Source organism: Corynebacterium aurimucosum (assembly GCF_046895345.1).
GTDB lineage: Bacteria > Actinomycetota > Actinomycetes > Mycobacteriales > Mycobacteriaceae > Corynebacterium > Corynebacterium aurimucosum_G.
Genome location: NZ_CP160096.1, coordinates 2606635 through 2622347 on the forward strand (window position 1 = coordinate 2606635; position 15713 = coordinate 2622347).

Annotated in this window: 15 protein-coding genes; 11 read left to right on the forward strand and 4 right to left on the reverse strand. The window is 63.9% G+C overall.

All coding sequences use genetic code 11. The features are described from left to right. Positions 1 to 2 precede the first annotated feature (2 nt). The 8 genes from folP to ABZS45_RS12265 are packed head-to-tail and all read left to right on the forward strand — an operon-like array spanning position 3 to position 5896. On the forward strand, positions 3 to 932 hold the full coding sequence (gene folP, locus ABZS45_RS12230) for a dihydropteroate synthase (RefSeq protein ID WP_046647200.1): 930 nt from the start codon (positions 3 to 5) through the stop codon (positions 930 to 932). Between the two features lie 3 nt (positions 933 to 935). Continuing rightward, complete coding sequence (folB, locus tag ABZS45_RS12235; protein ID WP_046647201.1) at positions 936 to 1307, forward strand: dihydroneopterin aldolase; 372 nt, start codon at positions 936 to 938, stop codon at positions 1305 to 1307. Continuing rightward, positions 1307 to 1780 (forward strand): 2-amino-4-hydroxy-6-hydroxymethyldihydropteridine diphosphokinase, encoded by a 474-nt coding sequence (folK, locus tag ABZS45_RS12240; protein WP_046647202.1) that lies wholly within the window; start codon positions 1307 to 1309, stop codon positions 1778 to 1780. Before folB ends, folK begins: the two co-directional genes overlap by 1 nt. After that, positions 1780 to 2253, forward strand: coding sequence for a DUF3180 domain-containing protein (locus tag ABZS45_RS12245; RefSeq protein WP_070511118.1), 474 nt, complete (start codon positions 1780 to 1782; stop codon positions 2251 to 2253). The genes folK and ABZS45_RS12245 overlap by 1 nt, the downstream gene beginning before the upstream one ends. Before the next feature lie 5 nt (positions 2254 to 2258). Beyond that, on the forward strand, positions 2259 to 3476 hold the full coding sequence (locus tag ABZS45_RS12250) for a DUF6779 domain-containing protein (protein WP_070516217.1): 1218 nt from the start codon (positions 2259 to 2261) through the stop codon (positions 3474 to 3476). Continuing rightward, positions 3477 to 4154, forward strand: a complete 678-nt coding sequence (locus ABZS45_RS12255) for a hypothetical protein (RefSeq protein WP_412100065.1) — start codon at positions 3477 to 3479, stop codon at positions 4152 to 4154. Beyond that, a complete protein-coding gene (locus ABZS45_RS12260; protein WP_412100066.1) occupies positions 4136 to 4909 on the forward strand; it encodes a pantoate--beta-alanine ligase in 774 nt (257 codons plus the stop codon). Before ABZS45_RS12255 ends, ABZS45_RS12260 begins: the two co-directional genes overlap by 19 nt. A gap of 39 nt (positions 4910 to 4948) precedes the next feature. Next, positions 4949 to 5896: a 2-dehydropantoate 2-reductase gene (locus ABZS45_RS12265; protein ID WP_412100067.1), complete on the forward strand. Its 948-nt coding sequence runs from the start codon at positions 4949 to 4951 to the stop codon at positions 5894 to 5896. Between the two features lie 27 nt (positions 5897 to 5923). Here ABZS45_RS12265 and ABZS45_RS12270 read toward each other — a convergent pair whose 3' ends face one another. Beyond that, a complete protein-coding gene (locus ABZS45_RS12270) occupies positions 5924 to 8020 on the reverse strand; it encodes a PhoX family protein (protein WP_070511113.1) in 2097 nt (698 codons plus the stop codon). A gap of 170 nt (positions 8021 to 8190) precedes the next feature. Between ABZS45_RS12270 and lysS the strand changes: the two genes are divergently transcribed. Then, positions 8191 to 9765, forward strand: coding sequence for a lysine--tRNA ligase (lysS, locus tag ABZS45_RS12275; protein WP_412100068.1), 1575 nt, complete (start codon positions 8191 to 8193; stop codon positions 9763 to 9765). A gap of 147 nt (positions 9766 to 9912) precedes the next feature. Beyond that, the gene (locus ABZS45_RS12280; RefSeq protein ID WP_049154719.1) at positions 9913 to 10851 is read left to right on the forward strand and encodes a hypothetical protein; all 939 of its coding nucleotides are present in this window, start codon (positions 9913 to 9915) and stop codon (positions 10849 to 10851) included. A 1-nt stretch (position 10852) separates the two neighbouring features. On the opposite strand, the gene ABZS45_RS12285 is transcribed toward ABZS45_RS12280, so the two are convergent. Beyond that, on the reverse strand, positions 10853 to 11194 hold the full coding sequence (locus tag ABZS45_RS12285; RefSeq protein ID WP_102233531.1) for a hypothetical protein: 342 nt from the start codon (positions 11192 to 11194) through the stop codon (positions 10853 to 10855). A gap of 270 nt (positions 11195 to 11464) precedes the next feature. On the opposite strand from ABZS45_RS12285, the gene ABZS45_RS12290 reads away from it, so the two are divergent. Beyond that, positions 11465 to 12865, forward strand: a complete 1401-nt coding sequence (locus tag ABZS45_RS12290; RefSeq protein ID WP_070515880.1) for an MDR family MFS transporter — start codon at positions 11465 to 11467, stop codon at positions 12863 to 12865. Positions 12866 to 12874: 9 nt separating this feature from the next. Here the strand turns inward: ABZS45_RS12290 and ABZS45_RS12295 are convergent, their stop codons facing one another. Then, positions 12875 to 14122: a serine/threonine protein kinase gene (locus ABZS45_RS12295; RefSeq protein ID WP_412100069.1), complete on the reverse strand. Its 1248-nt coding sequence runs from the start codon at positions 14120 to 14122 to the stop codon at positions 12875 to 12877. Between the two features lie 111 nt (positions 14123 to 14233). After that, positions 14234 to 15712 (reverse strand): serine/threonine-protein kinase, encoded by a 1479-nt coding sequence (locus tag ABZS45_RS12300; protein WP_049154723.1) that lies wholly within the window; start codon positions 15710 to 15712, stop codon positions 14234 to 14236. Between the last annotated feature and the right edge of the window lies 1 nt (position 15713).

The following is a 15713-nucleotide window of genomic DNA, read 5'->3' on the forward strand; positions in this document are numbered from 1 at the left end:
CAATGGCAGTCAGTGATCTCACCGTTCCCGGCCGCACGCTGGTCATGGGCATCGTCAATGTCACCGAGGACTCCTTCTCCGACGGCGGGCGCTGGATCAACATCGACGATGCACTTACCCACGCCCGCCACCTTGTCGCCTGCGGCGCGGACATGATCGATGTCGGCGGTGAGTCCACCCGCCCGGGTGCGGTGCGCGTGGCTGCCGAGGAGGAAGAACGCCGCGTCGTGCCCGTCATCAAGGCGCTGCGCGAGGAGGGGATTAAGACCTCGGTGGACACGATGCGGGCCTCGGTTGCTCAAGCCGCTGCGGAGGCCGGCGTGGACATGATCAATGACGTCTCCGGTGGTGCGGCCGACCCGGACATGTACCGCACCATGGCCGAAACCGGCCTGCCGGTCTGCCTCATGCACTGGCGCACCGTCCAGTTCGGCTCGGCCGCCGGTGTGGCCGACCATGGCGGGGATGTGGTGCGCGATGTCCACGAGTCCCTGGCGAAGCTCGCTGATAACGCCCTGCAGGCCGGTGTTAGCCACGACAATATCGTCGTGGATCCGGGCCTGGGTTTTGCCAAGTCCCCGCAGGATAACTGGGCTTTGCTCAAGGCTCTGCCGGAGTTCCTCCAGGGCGAGTTCCCGCTGTTGGTGGGCGCGTCCCGCAAGCGCTTCCTCGCCGCCATCCGGGAAGATCGCGGCGCCGAGTCCAGCCCGCTGCTCGCGGACCCGGCCACCGCGGCCGTCACCGCCATCTCTGCGCAGATGGGTGCGTGGGGCGTGCGCGTGCACGAGGTGGAAGTCTCGCGCGATGCCGTGGATGTCGCCGCGGCCTGGAACGCGGGCGCGGCCTACACCGGCGGCGCGCATGCCTCCGGCAGCTACGCCAACGGCGCGGACGGCGGAACAGTGGTGTCCACTTCTTTGGGAAAGGCATAAAACATGGCGGATCGCATTGAACTCACCGGCCTGGAGTGCTTTGGCTACCACGGCGTCTTCGAGGAAGAGAAGAAGACGGGGCAGCCCTTCATCGTGGATATCACCTGTTGGTTGGACACCGCGGGAATCGGGGATGACCTGTCCCGCACGGTGAATTACGCCGAGCTTGCCGACGTCGCCGCGGACATCGTCGAGGGCCCCTCCCGGGACCTTATCGAGACGGTGGCTGAGGAGGTCGCCGAGACCGCGATGCAGCGCTTCGGGATTCTCCATGCCATCGAGGTGACCATCCACAAGCCGAAGGCGCCCATCCCGCGCACCTTCGCGGACGTGGCAGTCGTGGCCCGCCGCTCCCGAAAGAGGATGGCAGGCTAATGCGCGCCGTGCTGTCTATCGGCTCCAACATGGAAGACCGCTGCGCGCTGCTGCAGACCGTCTTTGACGAGTTTGCTGAGGAGACCGTCGCTGCCTCTCCAGTCTTTGCCACCCCGCCGTGGGGCGTGACCGACCAAGATGAATTCCTCAACGCGGTGCTCATCGTGGACGTGGACTGCACCCCGCTGGAGCTGCTACGCCGTGGCCAGAAGCTGGAGGAGGCCGCTGAGCGTGTGCGGGTGCGGCACTGGGGTCCTCGCACCCTGGACGTGGACGTCGTGCAGATAGACGGCGTGACCTCCGAAGATCCGGAGCTTATTCTGCCGCATCCTTATGCTCACGAGCGGGCCTTCGTGCTCGTGCCGTGGTTGGCCGCGGATGAGCACGCGGAGCTCAACGGCACCCCGGTGCGCGAGCTCATCGCCGACCTCGATGAGGACGAGGTCGCTGCGGTGAAGGAACTGGGGGAGTAATGACGAGGACGTCGATTGGCGCGCTTGTCGGCACCGCCCTCTTCGTGGCTGCGGCGGCTGCCACCCTCACCACCCGCTTTTATGGCTCCATGCTGGCCATTCCGGCAACCGTATCGATTTCTCTGTGGGCTATGGCGCTGGTGTGCGTGCTGTTGACGCTCAAGGTGCGCGGTGCCAAGGAGGACGAGCACGGTATCGGCCTGGATAACTCGCAGCTCAATCCCATGACCATCGCGCAATTCCTGCTTGTCGGCAAAGCCTCGGCGTGGACCGGGGCCATCGTGGGCGGGGCCTATGCTGGCATGGCGGTCTACGTGGTGCCGCGCGCCGGTGAGCTCGTCGCTGCGGCTGGTGACCTGGCCGGGGTGGTGTCTTCGGCGCTGGGCGGTGCCGCGATGTGTGTTGCCGGAGTGGTGTTGGAGCGACACTGCGAGGTGCCACCTCCAACTGATGGGGCACAAGCGGTAAGTTAGTGGGCATGACGAGCCCGCACCACGCCCCTGATCCCCAGTACGAGTCGGCCCCGGATGATCGCCCGACCACCCAGTTTTCTGCGCAGCCGGACTCTCAGCCACCGACAACGGCGGAGTCTTCCCAGGACGGTTCGAAGACGGATGCTGGTTCTATTGGGCTTATCATCCTCGTCATCCTCGCGGTCATCGCCAGCCTGGTCATGTTGATTTCGGGTTCGGCGAACGCACTGAAGATTGCCCTGCTGGCTGCCCTGTGGGCCGCGGTGTTGGGCTTCTTCTTGGTGGTGCGCTATCGCCGTCAGGCCCATGAGGCCAAGGAGCTTCTGGCGGTGGAGCGCGCCCATGCCGCATCCACCTTGACCGCTTCCGGTGCTTCGAGCGCGGATAACAGCAAGGTCCTGGCGGAGATCCGATCGGAGCTGGAAGCCATCCGCACCCAGATCGAGGAGATCTCCGGGCGCGAGTGGGTCTACGAGCCGGCCGCCCTGTATGCGGAGGCTCGCCGCATCCAGGAGCTGGAGCGCAAGGCTGGCGGCGCTGGCGTGGATGAGCGCGGCGATGCCCCCAACGTGAACTTCACCCAGAAGTCCGGCGGCGCGCCGTCTGCCGACGCCGTCGCAGGCCGCCTCGGCTCGCAGCCGACCCACCCGGTGAGCAACCCGCTGGACAATCTGCTGGCGGATAACGCCCGTGCCAACGCCCAGCAGCCGGCGGCGAAGCCAGCCGCGAAGCCTGCTCAGCAACCCACGCAGAAGCCAGCCGAGCAGCCCGCCGGGAAACCCGCAGATCAGCAGGGCACCCGCCCAGCACCATCGGCCTTCGGCGCGCCGCAGCCTTCTCAGAACCGTCCCTCGGCGTTTCGCCCAGTGACCGAAACACAGCCTCAGCCGCAGGCGGCACAGCAGAAGCCGCAGCCGAAGCCTCAACCCCAGCCGAAGACTGAGAAGCCACAGCCCCAGCCAAAGGCACCGGAGTTCAAGACCGATAGCTTCCAGGCCGTGCAGTGGAACCAGGGTGCCGCGGGCGGGCAGCACGTCAAGGAGAACTCTGCCCCGGCCCAGCCGCACCACCGCCACCGCAAGCCGGAGGCAGACACCGCACAGACCAGCACCCGTGGCCGCCGCCGCAGCGATGAGCACCGCGAGGGCGCGGTCTCCGTGGCGGAGCTCATGGCACGCCGCAAGCGTCAGCAGGAACAGCAGAACAAGGGCGACAAGAAGTAGATGAAGGCACCACGCATGCGGGTGGCGGTCTGGGGTAGCTCCCGGGCCGGCCTTAACTTCGCGCGACGCCTCGAGTGGGCGGGCCATACCATCGAGAGCCTTGAGGACCCCGCCCAGTTGGACCGCTTCGATGCACTGATTATCGCTGCAACGGCGAGAGAGCTGGAGGCAGCTGTGGGAGACGTCGCCAAGCACGTGCGCCCCAAGCAAATCGTCATCCACACCTCATTGCTGGCTGGGGTGGAAGCCCTTGATGAGCTGGAAACGCGCGGGTGCCTGACGATTGCCGCAGCTCCCCTGGGCGACTCCTACGCGGTGGGCACCCTCGATGAGGTGGCGGAGACCGTCATTGGGTTGCTGCTATCGGAGATTTCCCAGTCCGCAGAAACGGTGCCGGAGGAGCAGCGCGCCGAACGTGCCGCACGGTTGTACTACGCGGAGATGCTTGGTGCACTCAGCGTGTGGGCGGCGATAAAGGCGGGGATTATCGAAAACTATATGGGCGGCGCCTTCGACCTCGACGCCGGGGACATCATCGATGCTTATCCTGCCGCCGTGGAGCTGGGCATGGCGCGCAACTACCGCGACGTCGCCCGCATGGTGGGCGGGCAGGAGAAGATTGAAGAACTGGAACTGTGGGCAGTAAGAAAGGAAGCGCCGTGGCAGAACAACTCCTAGTGGAGGACATTGAGCGCATCCGCATGGTCGGCAGCGCTTACCGCAAGACGGGCAAGCGCGTGGTGTTGGTACCGCTGGGCCGCGACATCCACGCCGGGCACCTTGCCCTGGTACAGGCGGCCCAACGCGTGCGCGGCGGCGTGGTCGTCGTGGCTGTGGACCCGGCGACGGACATCTCTGCCCTCGACGGTGTTGACGTGGTGTGGCGCTACGGCGAGCAGAGTCAGCGCACGCGGGTCCTCGCACCCGATCACGGCATGGAGCACGTGAGCGCGGAGCTGACCCGCATTGTGGCGCTGACCTGTGCGCTGGGGCCCAGCGATGTGCTCATAGGGGAGAAGGATTACGAGCTGCTCGTGGCCACCCAGCAGGCCTTTACTGACCTCCACATCGCAGCGCGCGTGCAGGGCGTGCCCTCGGTGCGCATGCCCGATGGCGTGGTGATGAGCCTGCGCAACGCCGACGTCGCGCCAGAGGCCCGCGAGCAAGCCAGCGCGCTGTCGGCGGCACTCACCGCCGGTGCGTACGCGGCGGAGTCCGGAGCCGAGGAAGTCGTCCGTGTGGCACGTGAAGTGTTGGCCGCCGCGGGCGTCGAGCCGGAGTACGTGGAGCTGCGCGGACGCGACCTGGGTGAAGCCCCAGCAGAGGGCGATGCCCGTCTCTTTATCGCCGCCACCGTGGGTGGGGTGCGGCTCATTGATAACGCGGGTGTGCCGTTGGGCATTGGCTTCCGTAACTTAGAACAGCGCGGATAAAAGTCTGTGGCGCAGGTCTCCACCAGTTAGGTTGGAGGCATGAAGATTGGAATTCTGGGAGCCGGCGCCATCGGCGGATACTTTGGCGGAAAACTGAAAGCAGCGGGCCACGACGTCGCCTTCGTCGCTCGCGGTGAGACCTTGCGGGTGTTGGGGGAGACGGGCGTGACGTTGATCGACGCCCACGCGGAACCCACCACCACCGAGGTCATTAAGGTCCCAGCTGCCCAAACCTTTGCCGAGGTCAAAGAACTCTTGGGTGGGCTGGACGTGGCGATTATCGCGTCGAAAGCGCTGCCGGGCAACGAGACCTTTGGTAGTGCGGAGGACCGCGAGGCCCTGCAGGGAATCCCGGTGGTGACCACGCACAACTCGGTCGAGATTCCGTACGTGGCGGCCGAGGAATTCGGGGAGGAAAACATCCTCGCTGGTGTCGCTCGCGTCTATGCCACTCGCCTGGGGCCGGCGCAGATCAAGCGCAATCCGGGGCCCTTGGCTTTGGCCTTTGGTCCGCTGAGTGCCAACGCCCCGGAGTCACTGCGGCGTACGGGCGAGGAACTGTCGGTCGCGCTGAAGGAGGCGGGTGCCTCTAGCAAGTTCCACGACGCCGCGCTTGTCGACGTCTGGTCGAAAGCCATGTTCGTCACCCCGACAGGCACTCTGGGCGCCTTGGTGGATAAGCCCATTGGTTACCTCTGCCAGGAAATCCCCGGCCAGCTTGAGGCCTTCATGCGGGAAGTCGAGGCCGTCGGGCGCGCACTCGGCGTGAAGCTGCCGGAGAACGTGGTGGAACAGACCATGGAGTTCGCCCGCCAGCAGCACCCGGACAGTACGTCCTCGATGCAGCGCGATATCAAGGAGGGGCTTCCCAACGAATTAGACGCCCAGGTCGGAGCGATCCGACGCATGGGCGTCAAAGCTGGCGTTGCAACCCCGTTGTGGGACTTTGCACAGGAGGTGCTGGAGGCGCAGCTGCGCACCGCCTAAGAGTGCGCACTACGCAACGTCGGTGCCTTATTCGGTACCGATCTTGCCGCCCTTCTTCCACACCACAACCACGGCCGGGCGCGGGGTGGACTTACCGCCATCAGGCCAGTGGGAGGTGGCGTTGTCGAAGGTGGCGTCATCAGACTCGCCCGGGTGCTGAACGTTGACCATGACGCGGTCATCGTCGACGATCGGGCCACAGGTCTCCGCGCCCGCCGGGACGGTGAGGAAGCACTTGAGCTCGCCGCGGGTCTCGCCCTCGGTGGTCACGGCGTAGAGGCCGTCGTTAGAGTCCAGCGCGTTGCCGTCAGTGGAGATCCACAGGTTGCCGTGGTTGTCGAAGGCCAGGTTATCCGGGCAGGAAATCGGGGAGACCTTCTCCTTATCAAAGCCACCGAAGTAGGTGCTGGCCTCACGCGGGTCACCACAGACCAGGAAGAGGTTCCAGGTGAACTTCTCGCCGGCGTGGTCATCCTCGAGCTCCATGACCAGGCCGTTCTTGTTCTCCTTGACCGGAGCCCATTCCTTGGCGTCTTCCTTGTTCTTCTTAGCGTTCTCGCCGGTGGCGCCGCGGTACTTATTGTTGGTCAGCGCGATGTAGACCTTCTCGGTCTCCGGATGAACCTCAACGTCCTCCGGGCGGTCCATCTTGGTGGCGCCCACCTTATCGGCGGCCTCACGGGTAAAGACGGCGACTTCTTCGGCGGACATGCCGTCCACGTGGGACTCGAACTTGTTGTTCTCCGTATCGGAGGTCAGCAGCTTGACCCACTCACCGGTGCCGTCGAAAGCACCGTCCTCCGGCAGGACGCCGGAGCCGTCGATTTCCTTCTCCGGGGAGTTGCCCTCCATCTTGGCCACGTACAGGGTGCCGTGGTCCAGGATGGTCATGTTGTGCTTCAGGTCGCCCTCCTTGTACTTCTTGGAGGAGACGAACTTGTAGACGTACTCGAAGCGGGAGTCATCGCCGGAGTAGCAGACCACGGTGCCATCCTTGGTGATGTGGATGTTGCCGGCCTCGTGCTTGAAGCGGCCCACAGCGGTGTGCTTAATCGGGGTGGACTTCGGGTCCAGCGGGTTGATCTCCACGAGCCAGCCAAAGCGGTTCGGCTCGTTCGGCTCCTTGGTCACGTCGAAGCGGTCATCGTACTTTTCCCACTTACGCTCGGACGGGCCCTCCTCGATGCCGAAGCGCTTGAGGGATTCAGCGGCCTTCTCATCCTTGACATCGCCACCGGCGAAATACTGGTCGAAGTTCTCTTCGCCAGAGAGCATGGTGTTCCACGGGGTCACGCCACCGGAGCAGTTGTTGAGGGTGCCCAGGACCTTCTCACCCTTCGGGTCGGCGGAGGTCTTCACCAGGTCGGTGCCCTTAGCGGGGCCCACCAGGGTGAACGGGGTGGTAGCGGTAATGCGGCGGTTGAGCGGGCCGAACTCGCGCTTGAGTTCGCCGGAGCCCTTCACCTTGGAGACCTCGAGGATGGTGTGGCCGTGGCCAGCCCAACCGATCTTTACCTGCTCCTCGGTAGGGTTCTCCGGGTCGTAGTCCGGGAACATCATCGGCTCGGTGGTGTACTCGTGCGAGCACATGTAGATCATGCGGTTCTTGTCATCCGGGTGCTCGATGAGGCCGGCGAAGTCATTGTTGAAGCCGAACTGCTTCTCCGCATCCGCGGCAGTCTGGTTGTTGACGTCGAATTCCGGCGCGCCCTCGATGACCGGGTCACCCCAGGCAATCAGGACGGACTGCTCATAACCCTTGGGGATGACGACCTCATCCTTGGTGTTGGCCTCCACGGCTTCAAAGTGCATGCCCTCGGCGGAGGTGAGCTCGATGTCAGAGCCCTTGACCTCGCTGGTCTTGTTGGAGGAGCTGCCAGCCGCAGACCCGTTGTCATCCGGCGCGGCACACGCAGCCAGCGCAGAGGAGCCACCGACGGCGACGACGGCCAGACCACCGGCGCGCAGAGCAGTGCGGCGGGAGAACTGGTCACCAAAGTAAGGGTTATCGGAGGTGTTCTCGCACTCGCCGAAGCAGGCATTACCGCACTTGTAGGTGCAGGTAAGAGAAGAACGAGAAGAGGTAAACATGTTAGCCAAGAGATTGCGGCCGTTGAGTGTCATGAAAATATGCTCCAAAAATCGAACTCGTTGGTTGCGCGGGGATGTCGCAACGGACGCACTGAGTTAATACGGTTGAGATGGCCGCGCGGTTGATGCTGTCTAACGGCTAGATGAACACTCTGTGAACCGGGATCGCGCCAGCGTATGGGGATCGACTACCCTAGACAACCGTGAGCGAGAAGAAGAATACTGAAGTTACTGACGTCCCCGAGCAGCTGCGCATCCGCCGCGAGAAGCGCGCCCGACTGTTGGAGTCCGGCACCGAGCCTTATCCGGTGACCGTGGACCGCACGATCTCCCTGCGGGATCTCCGCCAGCAGTTCCAGGTCGTTGCAGAGGGCGAAGAGCCGGCCGCGGAAGAGGGCGTCACCTACCTCAGCGCGGGTGAGGAGACTGACGTCGAGGTAGCCATCGCCGGCCGCCTTATCTTCATGCGTAATACCGGCAAGCTCTGCTTTGCCACCTTGCAGGATGGTGATGGCACCCAGGTACAGGCCATGCTGTCGCTGGCGGAGGTAGGGGAGGAGCGCCTCGCCGCGTGGAAGTCTGACGTTGACCTGGGTGATTTCATCTCCGTACGCGGCCGCGTCATTGCTTCGCGCCGCGGTGAGCTCTCCGTCATGGCTTCCACGTGGACCATGGCGGCGAAGTCCTTGCGCCCGCTTCCGGTCTCCTTCGCTGACATGAACGAAGAAACTCGCGTCCGCCAGCGCTATAACGACCTCATCGTGCGCGAGGAGGCCCGCAAGAATGCCATGACCCGCGTGAAGGTCATGCGTGCGCTGCGCAACTACCTGGAAGATCAGGGCTTCGTGGAGATCGAAACCCCGATGCTGCAGACCCTCCACGGTGGTGCGGCGGCCCGCCCGTTCGTGACCCACTCCAATGCTTTGGACATTGACCTGTACCTGCGCATCGCCCCGGAGCTCTTCCTGAAGCGCGCTGTTGTCGGCGGCATTGACCGCGTCTTTGAAATCAACCGCAACTTCCGCAACGAGGGCGTTGACCGCTCCCACTCCCCGGAGTTCGCCATGCTGGAGACCTACGAGGCATGGGGCGACTACAGCGACTGTGCTCGCACCATTCGCGAGTCCATCCAGTCGGTGGCCCGCGCAGTCTTCGGTTCCACCACCGTCACCCTGGCGGATGGCACGGAGTATGACCTCGGCGGCGAAGAGTGGCCGGAGATTGAAATGTACCCCTCCCTCAACGAGGCTCTGCAGCGCAAGTTCCCCGGCCAGCCGGAAGTGACCATCGACTCCACCGTCGAGGAGCTCAAGGCGATTGCCGACGTCATCGGGCTCGACGTCCCGAAGAACGGCGGCTGGGGCCACGGCAAGCTGGTGGAGGAGATCTGGGAGGTGCTCTGCGAGGACCAGCTCGAAGGCCCGATCTTTGTGAAGAACTTCCCGGTTGAGACCTCCCCGCTGACCCGCCAGCACCGCTCCCAGCCGGGCGTGACGGAGAAGTGGGACCTGTACGTGCGCGGCTTCGAGCTGGCCACGGGCTACTCGGAGCTGGTGGATCCCGTAATCCAGCGCGAGCGCTTCGAGGACCAAGCCCGCCTTGCCGCCGGCGGTGATGAGGAAGCCATGGTGCTGGATGAGGACTTCCTCGCCGCCATGGAGCAGGGCATGCCGCCGACAGCCGGTGCTGGCATGGGCATGGACCGCCTGCTCATGGCGCTGACCGGCCTGGGCATCCGCGAGACCGTGCTCTTCCCGATCGTGAAGCCGGAGCACTAGTTTCTCCTAGCCTCCACCTGCCCGCGCCCGCCACTGTGGTGGCTGCGCGGGTTTTCGGGTTTTCTCATTGCTGCGCCTCCAGCCCCCAATGAGGGAAAGTTGCTGCGGCTAGCCGCAGGATTGACCAATCCATGGGAAAATGCAGGTGTGACAAAGCTTCTGAATGCCCTGCCCCTCGCACTGATCGCCTGTACAGCGGCAGCGTGTTCTGCTGCCGAGGATTCCACCAGCGGTGAGCCGCAATTCCACAACACCTCCACCGCCGAGACTTCCGCCGATAACACTGAATCTACGGAAGCGAGCCCGGCTCCGACGTCCGCGAAGGACAAGGAAGGTGACTCGGGCCTTAAAGAATTAGATAAGGAAGACTTCATCGCCACCAACTTGGGACACGCGACCTCCACGGTGTATGGAGTGAGCAGCCCGAATGACCGTGTGGCCTGCACAGTTACTGAAGATCAAGGTTTGATCGGGTGCAGCGTAATGCTCGCTGATCCGCCCCTGTACCCGGCGACCGGGCAGCCGTTCTGGCTTTCTAACTCCGTCAACTTCGATGCGAACGCGGGCTTTTATCCCAATGTGAAAATGGGCGGAGACGCCGCGGCGCCCACCATGCTAGAAGCAGGGAACACCGTCACGATGAACGGTGTGACGTTTGAATCCGTGAATGAGGATGAGTTCACGGTCAAGATCGATGGCCACCACTTCACAGTGAAAGACGATGGTGAGTACTACTCCGATACCTTCCCACCGCAGCCAGATGGGGAAGGGAAAGCTATGACCGGAACCATCTGTGGGGACCTCGGCAATGGCGAGTATGTCTATGCCAAAGAAAACGGGACGAATTGCGCGCGGGCAATGGAAGTTCTTGAGTATTACAAGAACTATGACTTCGCGCCCATGGAGGGCGGCAACCGTGGGTACCTCATGGAAGATGATTTCAGTTGCTCCTATAACGCCGATCCCGGCTGGCCAGACGAGCCCGACTATCGGTGGCTTGGCTGCAGCATTGAAGACGGTGGCGCTGTCGTCGTCCTGGACCCGGCCGCGCGTGCACTCGTGTCAGAGAAAGGTGGGCAGCGCTAGATCAGTGCGGGGCGCGCGTCAGCGTGAGTTCGTAGGAACCGCTGGGCGTCGTGAAGCACAGCAGCGAGGTGCCCTTGGGGATGGCTGCGGTAGCCTGCGGCGGCAGCCTGATGGGGCCGTGCGTGCGGATGTGTGGGGAGGATAATTCCGCCGCGAGGAAGCTGCCCACGTTACTCACCATCCAGTTGTCCTCTTGCTGCCAGAAGTGGAGGAAGTGGCGGTGCATGGAGGCGTCATCAGGAGCCAGCGGGAAGTCCCCCGCGCGGCCTGCCACTAGCTGCTGACCTGGGCGCACGACGGCGCGCTCCCCAGCGGAGTTAGTGACAAGGAGGTCGCGCTGCATCCAGAGGCCTTTCTGTAACTTTAGGCAGTAGCTTTTAGAGCTTTGAGTAGTACGGAGGGCGCTGTCACCTTTACACTGCCGTGTGGCCTAACGCGCCTGCTGAGATTCCGGGGAGTGCCACCCAACGAGGGTTCACATTTGGCTCGTGTGGCACCCCCGGCCACCAGAGGAATACACTAAATCGCTCACGTGTTGTCTCTTGGGCGCTGACGATGTGAGTAGCAGCGCTGAAGACCCAAAATAGAAAAGTTGAAAGGTGTAGCCGGCCGCATGTCCGCTGAAATCCCTTCGAAGGTAATAACTACCCTCAGCATCCTGGTGCTGGGAGCGATGGTCATGATTCTCAACGAGACCTCGCTCTCCGTTGCGCTACCAGCCATTATGGCGGACTACTCCATTCCTGCCACGAGTGCCCAGTGGTTGTTGACGGGATTCATGCTCACCATGGCTGTGGTTATCCCGACCACCGGCTTCCTTCTGGAAAGGCTCACGACGCGCCAGATCTTCGTTGCGTCCGCGGGGCTCTTCCTGGCCGGAACCGTGGTGGCGGCCCTCGCACCGAGCTTCTTCATCCTGCTGGTGGGCCGCGTCCTTCAAGCTGGCGGAACCGCTTTGATGATCCCTACCCTTATGACCGTGGCCATGACGCTGGTCCCAGCGCAGCGTCGTGGCACGGTGATGGGCATCATTTCCGTGGTGATCTCCGTGGCCCCGGCATTGGGCCCCACCGTCGGCGGAGCGATTCTCAACCACTTCACCTGGCACGTTATCTTCTGGGCCATGGTCCCGCTCATCGCCCTCATTCTCGTCGCCGGGCTGTGGCGTTTGGACAATGTGGGGGAGAACCGTGATACCCCGCTCGACGGCCTCTCCGTCGTCCTTTCCGCCTTCGCGTTTGGCGGTTTGATCTACGGCCTGTCCTCGATGGAAAAGATCCTGCAGGGTGACGGCTGGGTGGACATCGCCGTTACCGTGGTGGGCGTCATCGCGCTCGCCGTATTCATCCGTCGGCAGCAGCGCTTGGCGCTGGAGGATCGCGCCCTGATGGATCTGCGTCCCTTCCGTGTGCGCAATTTCACCCTCGCGGTGATCATCCTCCTCCTGTCCTTTGGGCTCATGCTGGGAATGGTCACGGTCTTGCCCATCTATCTGCAAACCACACTGGGTGCTACGGCCTTTGCCACGGGGTTGGCGGTGATGCCGGGCGGCATCCTCCAAGCCTTCCTCTCTCCGATTGTGGGCCGGCTCTTCGATTCCTATGGCCCGCGCCCGCTCATGATTCCCGGGTCGCTGCTCATGGTGGCCGGGCTGTGGCTCATGGCCACCTTGGGTGAGAACTCAGCCGTGTGGATGGTCGTGGGTATGCACGTGATCTTCTCCCTCGGCATGTGCTTGATGATGACGCCGCTGATGACCACTGCGCTGTCCTCGCTTCCGAAGAAGCTCTACTCGCACGGCTCGGCAATCATGAACACTTTCCAGCAGTTGGCGGGTGCGACGGGAACGGCTTTGCTCGTTGTCTTCCTCACCCGCGGCACCCTGGCTGGCGCTGCCGCTGGGCTAAGCCCGGCCGCGGCGACGGCGCAGGGAACGCACTGGGCTTTCCTGTTTGCCGGCGTGGCCGGCATCGCCATTGCGGTGATAGCACCGCTGCTTAAGCGCGCGGATTAAGTGCGCGGTTTAACACAGCGGCAGGTTGAGGCGGATGTCCTCTGCGTCCTCGCCCCAGACGAGGACGGCGTCAGCGGAGTCCTCGGCGCTCATGTAGAACACCGGCTCGGAATCGGAAATGTCGTAGCTGTACACGGTGCAGCGTCCGTTGGATAGTTCCTGCGCGCCCTGCGTCGGGCCGGCGGCCTCGCGCTGGGTGACGTCCCTGTACCGCGCCACGGAGTAGCTCACGCCGTCACCAACGCACGTAATCTTCGCCTCTTGGCCGTCCTCCGGAGCACGGGATTCGCAGGTGGCGCCGTTGAAGCCTTCGTCGCCGGGGCGGGAGCTGATGAGCCCGGGGTGGCCGTCGGCAAGCGCCTGCTCTGAGTCGGACCACGCCGACCTCCCCAAGAAGAACCACAGCAGCCCACCAACCAGGAGCAGGAGAAGAAGGCCCACGCCCAAGCCCGCAAAGACCTTGCCCTTCGATTTCGAGGTGCGCGTGGTGGGTGATGACTCCGCGGGATCGGCAGCATAGCCAGGCTGGGGTTGCTGGGGTTGCTGCGGCCCGGCCCAGTCCTCCTGCGGGGCAGCGGTATGCTGCGGAGCTGACTGCCACGGGGCCGCGCCCGGGCTCGGGCTCGAGCTGTCGGTGTTTGTGCTGCGCACGGCGTCGATAACGGCGGCGGCTGAGGGGTAGGCGGCCGCAGCGCGGAAGCCTGGGTAGGCCGCGGAGACGAGCTGGGCCAGGCGGTCGATGACCTCCTTCGCGGAGGCAGTGGGGGCGTCGGTAGCGGTGGCTGGGCCGACTGAGGCGAAGAAGGCGTTCGAGCGGTTATCGGTGAGGATGATGCGTCGCGGGTTGAGCGCACGGAGAGCAAAGCCAGCGCGGCCCTGCTGGATAAGGAAGTCCGTGGCGTCGGCCAAGGGAGCAAAGACGGCGAGAGCCTCCTCCTGGGAAAGGTGGTGGGCGCCGATGCCAGACGACGTGTACTTCGACAGCTGCTCGCCCGGCAGGCTGCGGCGCACAAAAAACTCCTGACCATTGTTCATCGTGCCCGTGCCCACGACGGGGGCAATAGCGCTGTGCTGCAGCTGGCCAACGATTCCGGACTGGCGGAGCACGCCGCGGTGCTCCGGACCATAAATCTCTACGAGGAGTTCGTCCTGCGAGGGATCTTCCACGAGAAACAGCGAGGAGCCCGCCCCTTGGTCCAAGACAGCCTTCTCGCGCAGCCGGTGCTGGGTAGTGAAAAATTCAGGAAGCGTAGTCACGGTGAGAGAAATCCTTCGTGGAGGAGGTAGACGGTGAGGTATAAGAATCTTCCTCATTCTAAAGGCGACACCGTGTCCATGGGCGTGACACAGCGCTCCCGCCAGGGTGGGCTAACAGATGGGCAAGCTCAAACGGTCCTCGTGGGCATGCGGACCAGCAAGAACGAGAGCAAAACGCGCGGAGACTCCCGAGGGGTACACTCCCCACGTTCCCGGCTGGTGAGGGATTTCCGCCGAGGTGATGCTGCACGCATCCTGGACTAAGACGTCGAGGCGGCGCGGCATGATGGAGTTACGGTTGTCCTCCGTGCCGAAATCAGCTGCGACGAGCGTGAGGTCGTCGCTCCTGCACACGATTCGAGCTTGCTGCCCCGCTTCCGGCAGCGCGGGGCGGCAGTCGAGGTTGCGCCACGGGGCGCGGCCAGGGTGCTCCGGCAATAGCTGTGGAAATTGTTGGGCCAGAACCTCGTCGTGCTCGTCCCACCCCGCGCCGTACAGCGCTAGTCCGCCGGCGACTGCCAGACACAGCAACACCGCCGCAAGCACGCCCCCGAGGATGCTCAGATGGCGACGCCGCGGCTGCTCGGCGCGCTCGTGGTGGGGGCTGGCCGGTGGCGTAGCAGGGCCGGCGGCAGCATCCGGGGCTGCGGGGCGCGGCGCGGACGCCAGCTCACTCAGCTCCGCGAGCATAATCGATGCAGTGGCGAAGCGCTGCTGAGGATCCGGGTTCAACGCGGAGGCGAAGAAAGTGTTGAGGGCGGGGGCGAGGGGAGCGTCGCCAGGCGCCAGATTATGAGCGGTCAACTGCGGTATCACACGGCTGTGCGCCCACTGCTGGGGACTGGTGGCGCGGCGCAGATTAACCAGAGTGAGCATCTCCAGCGCGATGAGCGCGAGCGAGTAGCGGTCACTGGCGGCGGTCGGCTGCGGTGGCTGCTTGACCAACTGCGTGGGGTAGAGCTCCGGCGCCATGTAGGCATCCGTGCCCACGCGCAGGCCTTCGCGGGTCAAGCGCGTCGTGTCCTCATTGATGGCGATGCCAAAGTCCGCCAGCATGACGGTACAGCCCTCGTTATCACTGTGGGCCGTGGGGGAAGGCGTGCTATCGGCGATGATGTTCGCGGGCTTGACGTCGCGGTGAATGACCGGCGATGGAAGGGCCGCCAGGTAGTCCAGGGCCTGTGCGATGGGCGCGAGCAGCTGCACGGTTTCCTCCACCGTGAACTTGGAATTGTCCAAGATCCGCTGGTTAATGTGCGCCTCCAAGCTAGGGCCGCGCAGAAATTTCATAATGAAATAAGGCACGCCGCCCGGGGTGATGTCGCCATCGTAGATAGGCACGATGGCCGGATGCTCGAGTGCCGCGACGGTGCGCATCTCCGCCATGAAGCGGCGGACCTCCTCATCATCCTCGGCCGCATGCTGCGCGATGACCTTGATGGCGACCTCGCGGTCCAAGCTTTCCTTGCGGGCAAAGACGATGGTGCCCATGCCACCCGCACCGATCTGGTGGAACTGCGAGTAGCCCTTGGCGCTGAGCTCGGGCTCAAGATCCAAAGGCAGACCGGAAGCGGTGGGCTGGCTGTTCATG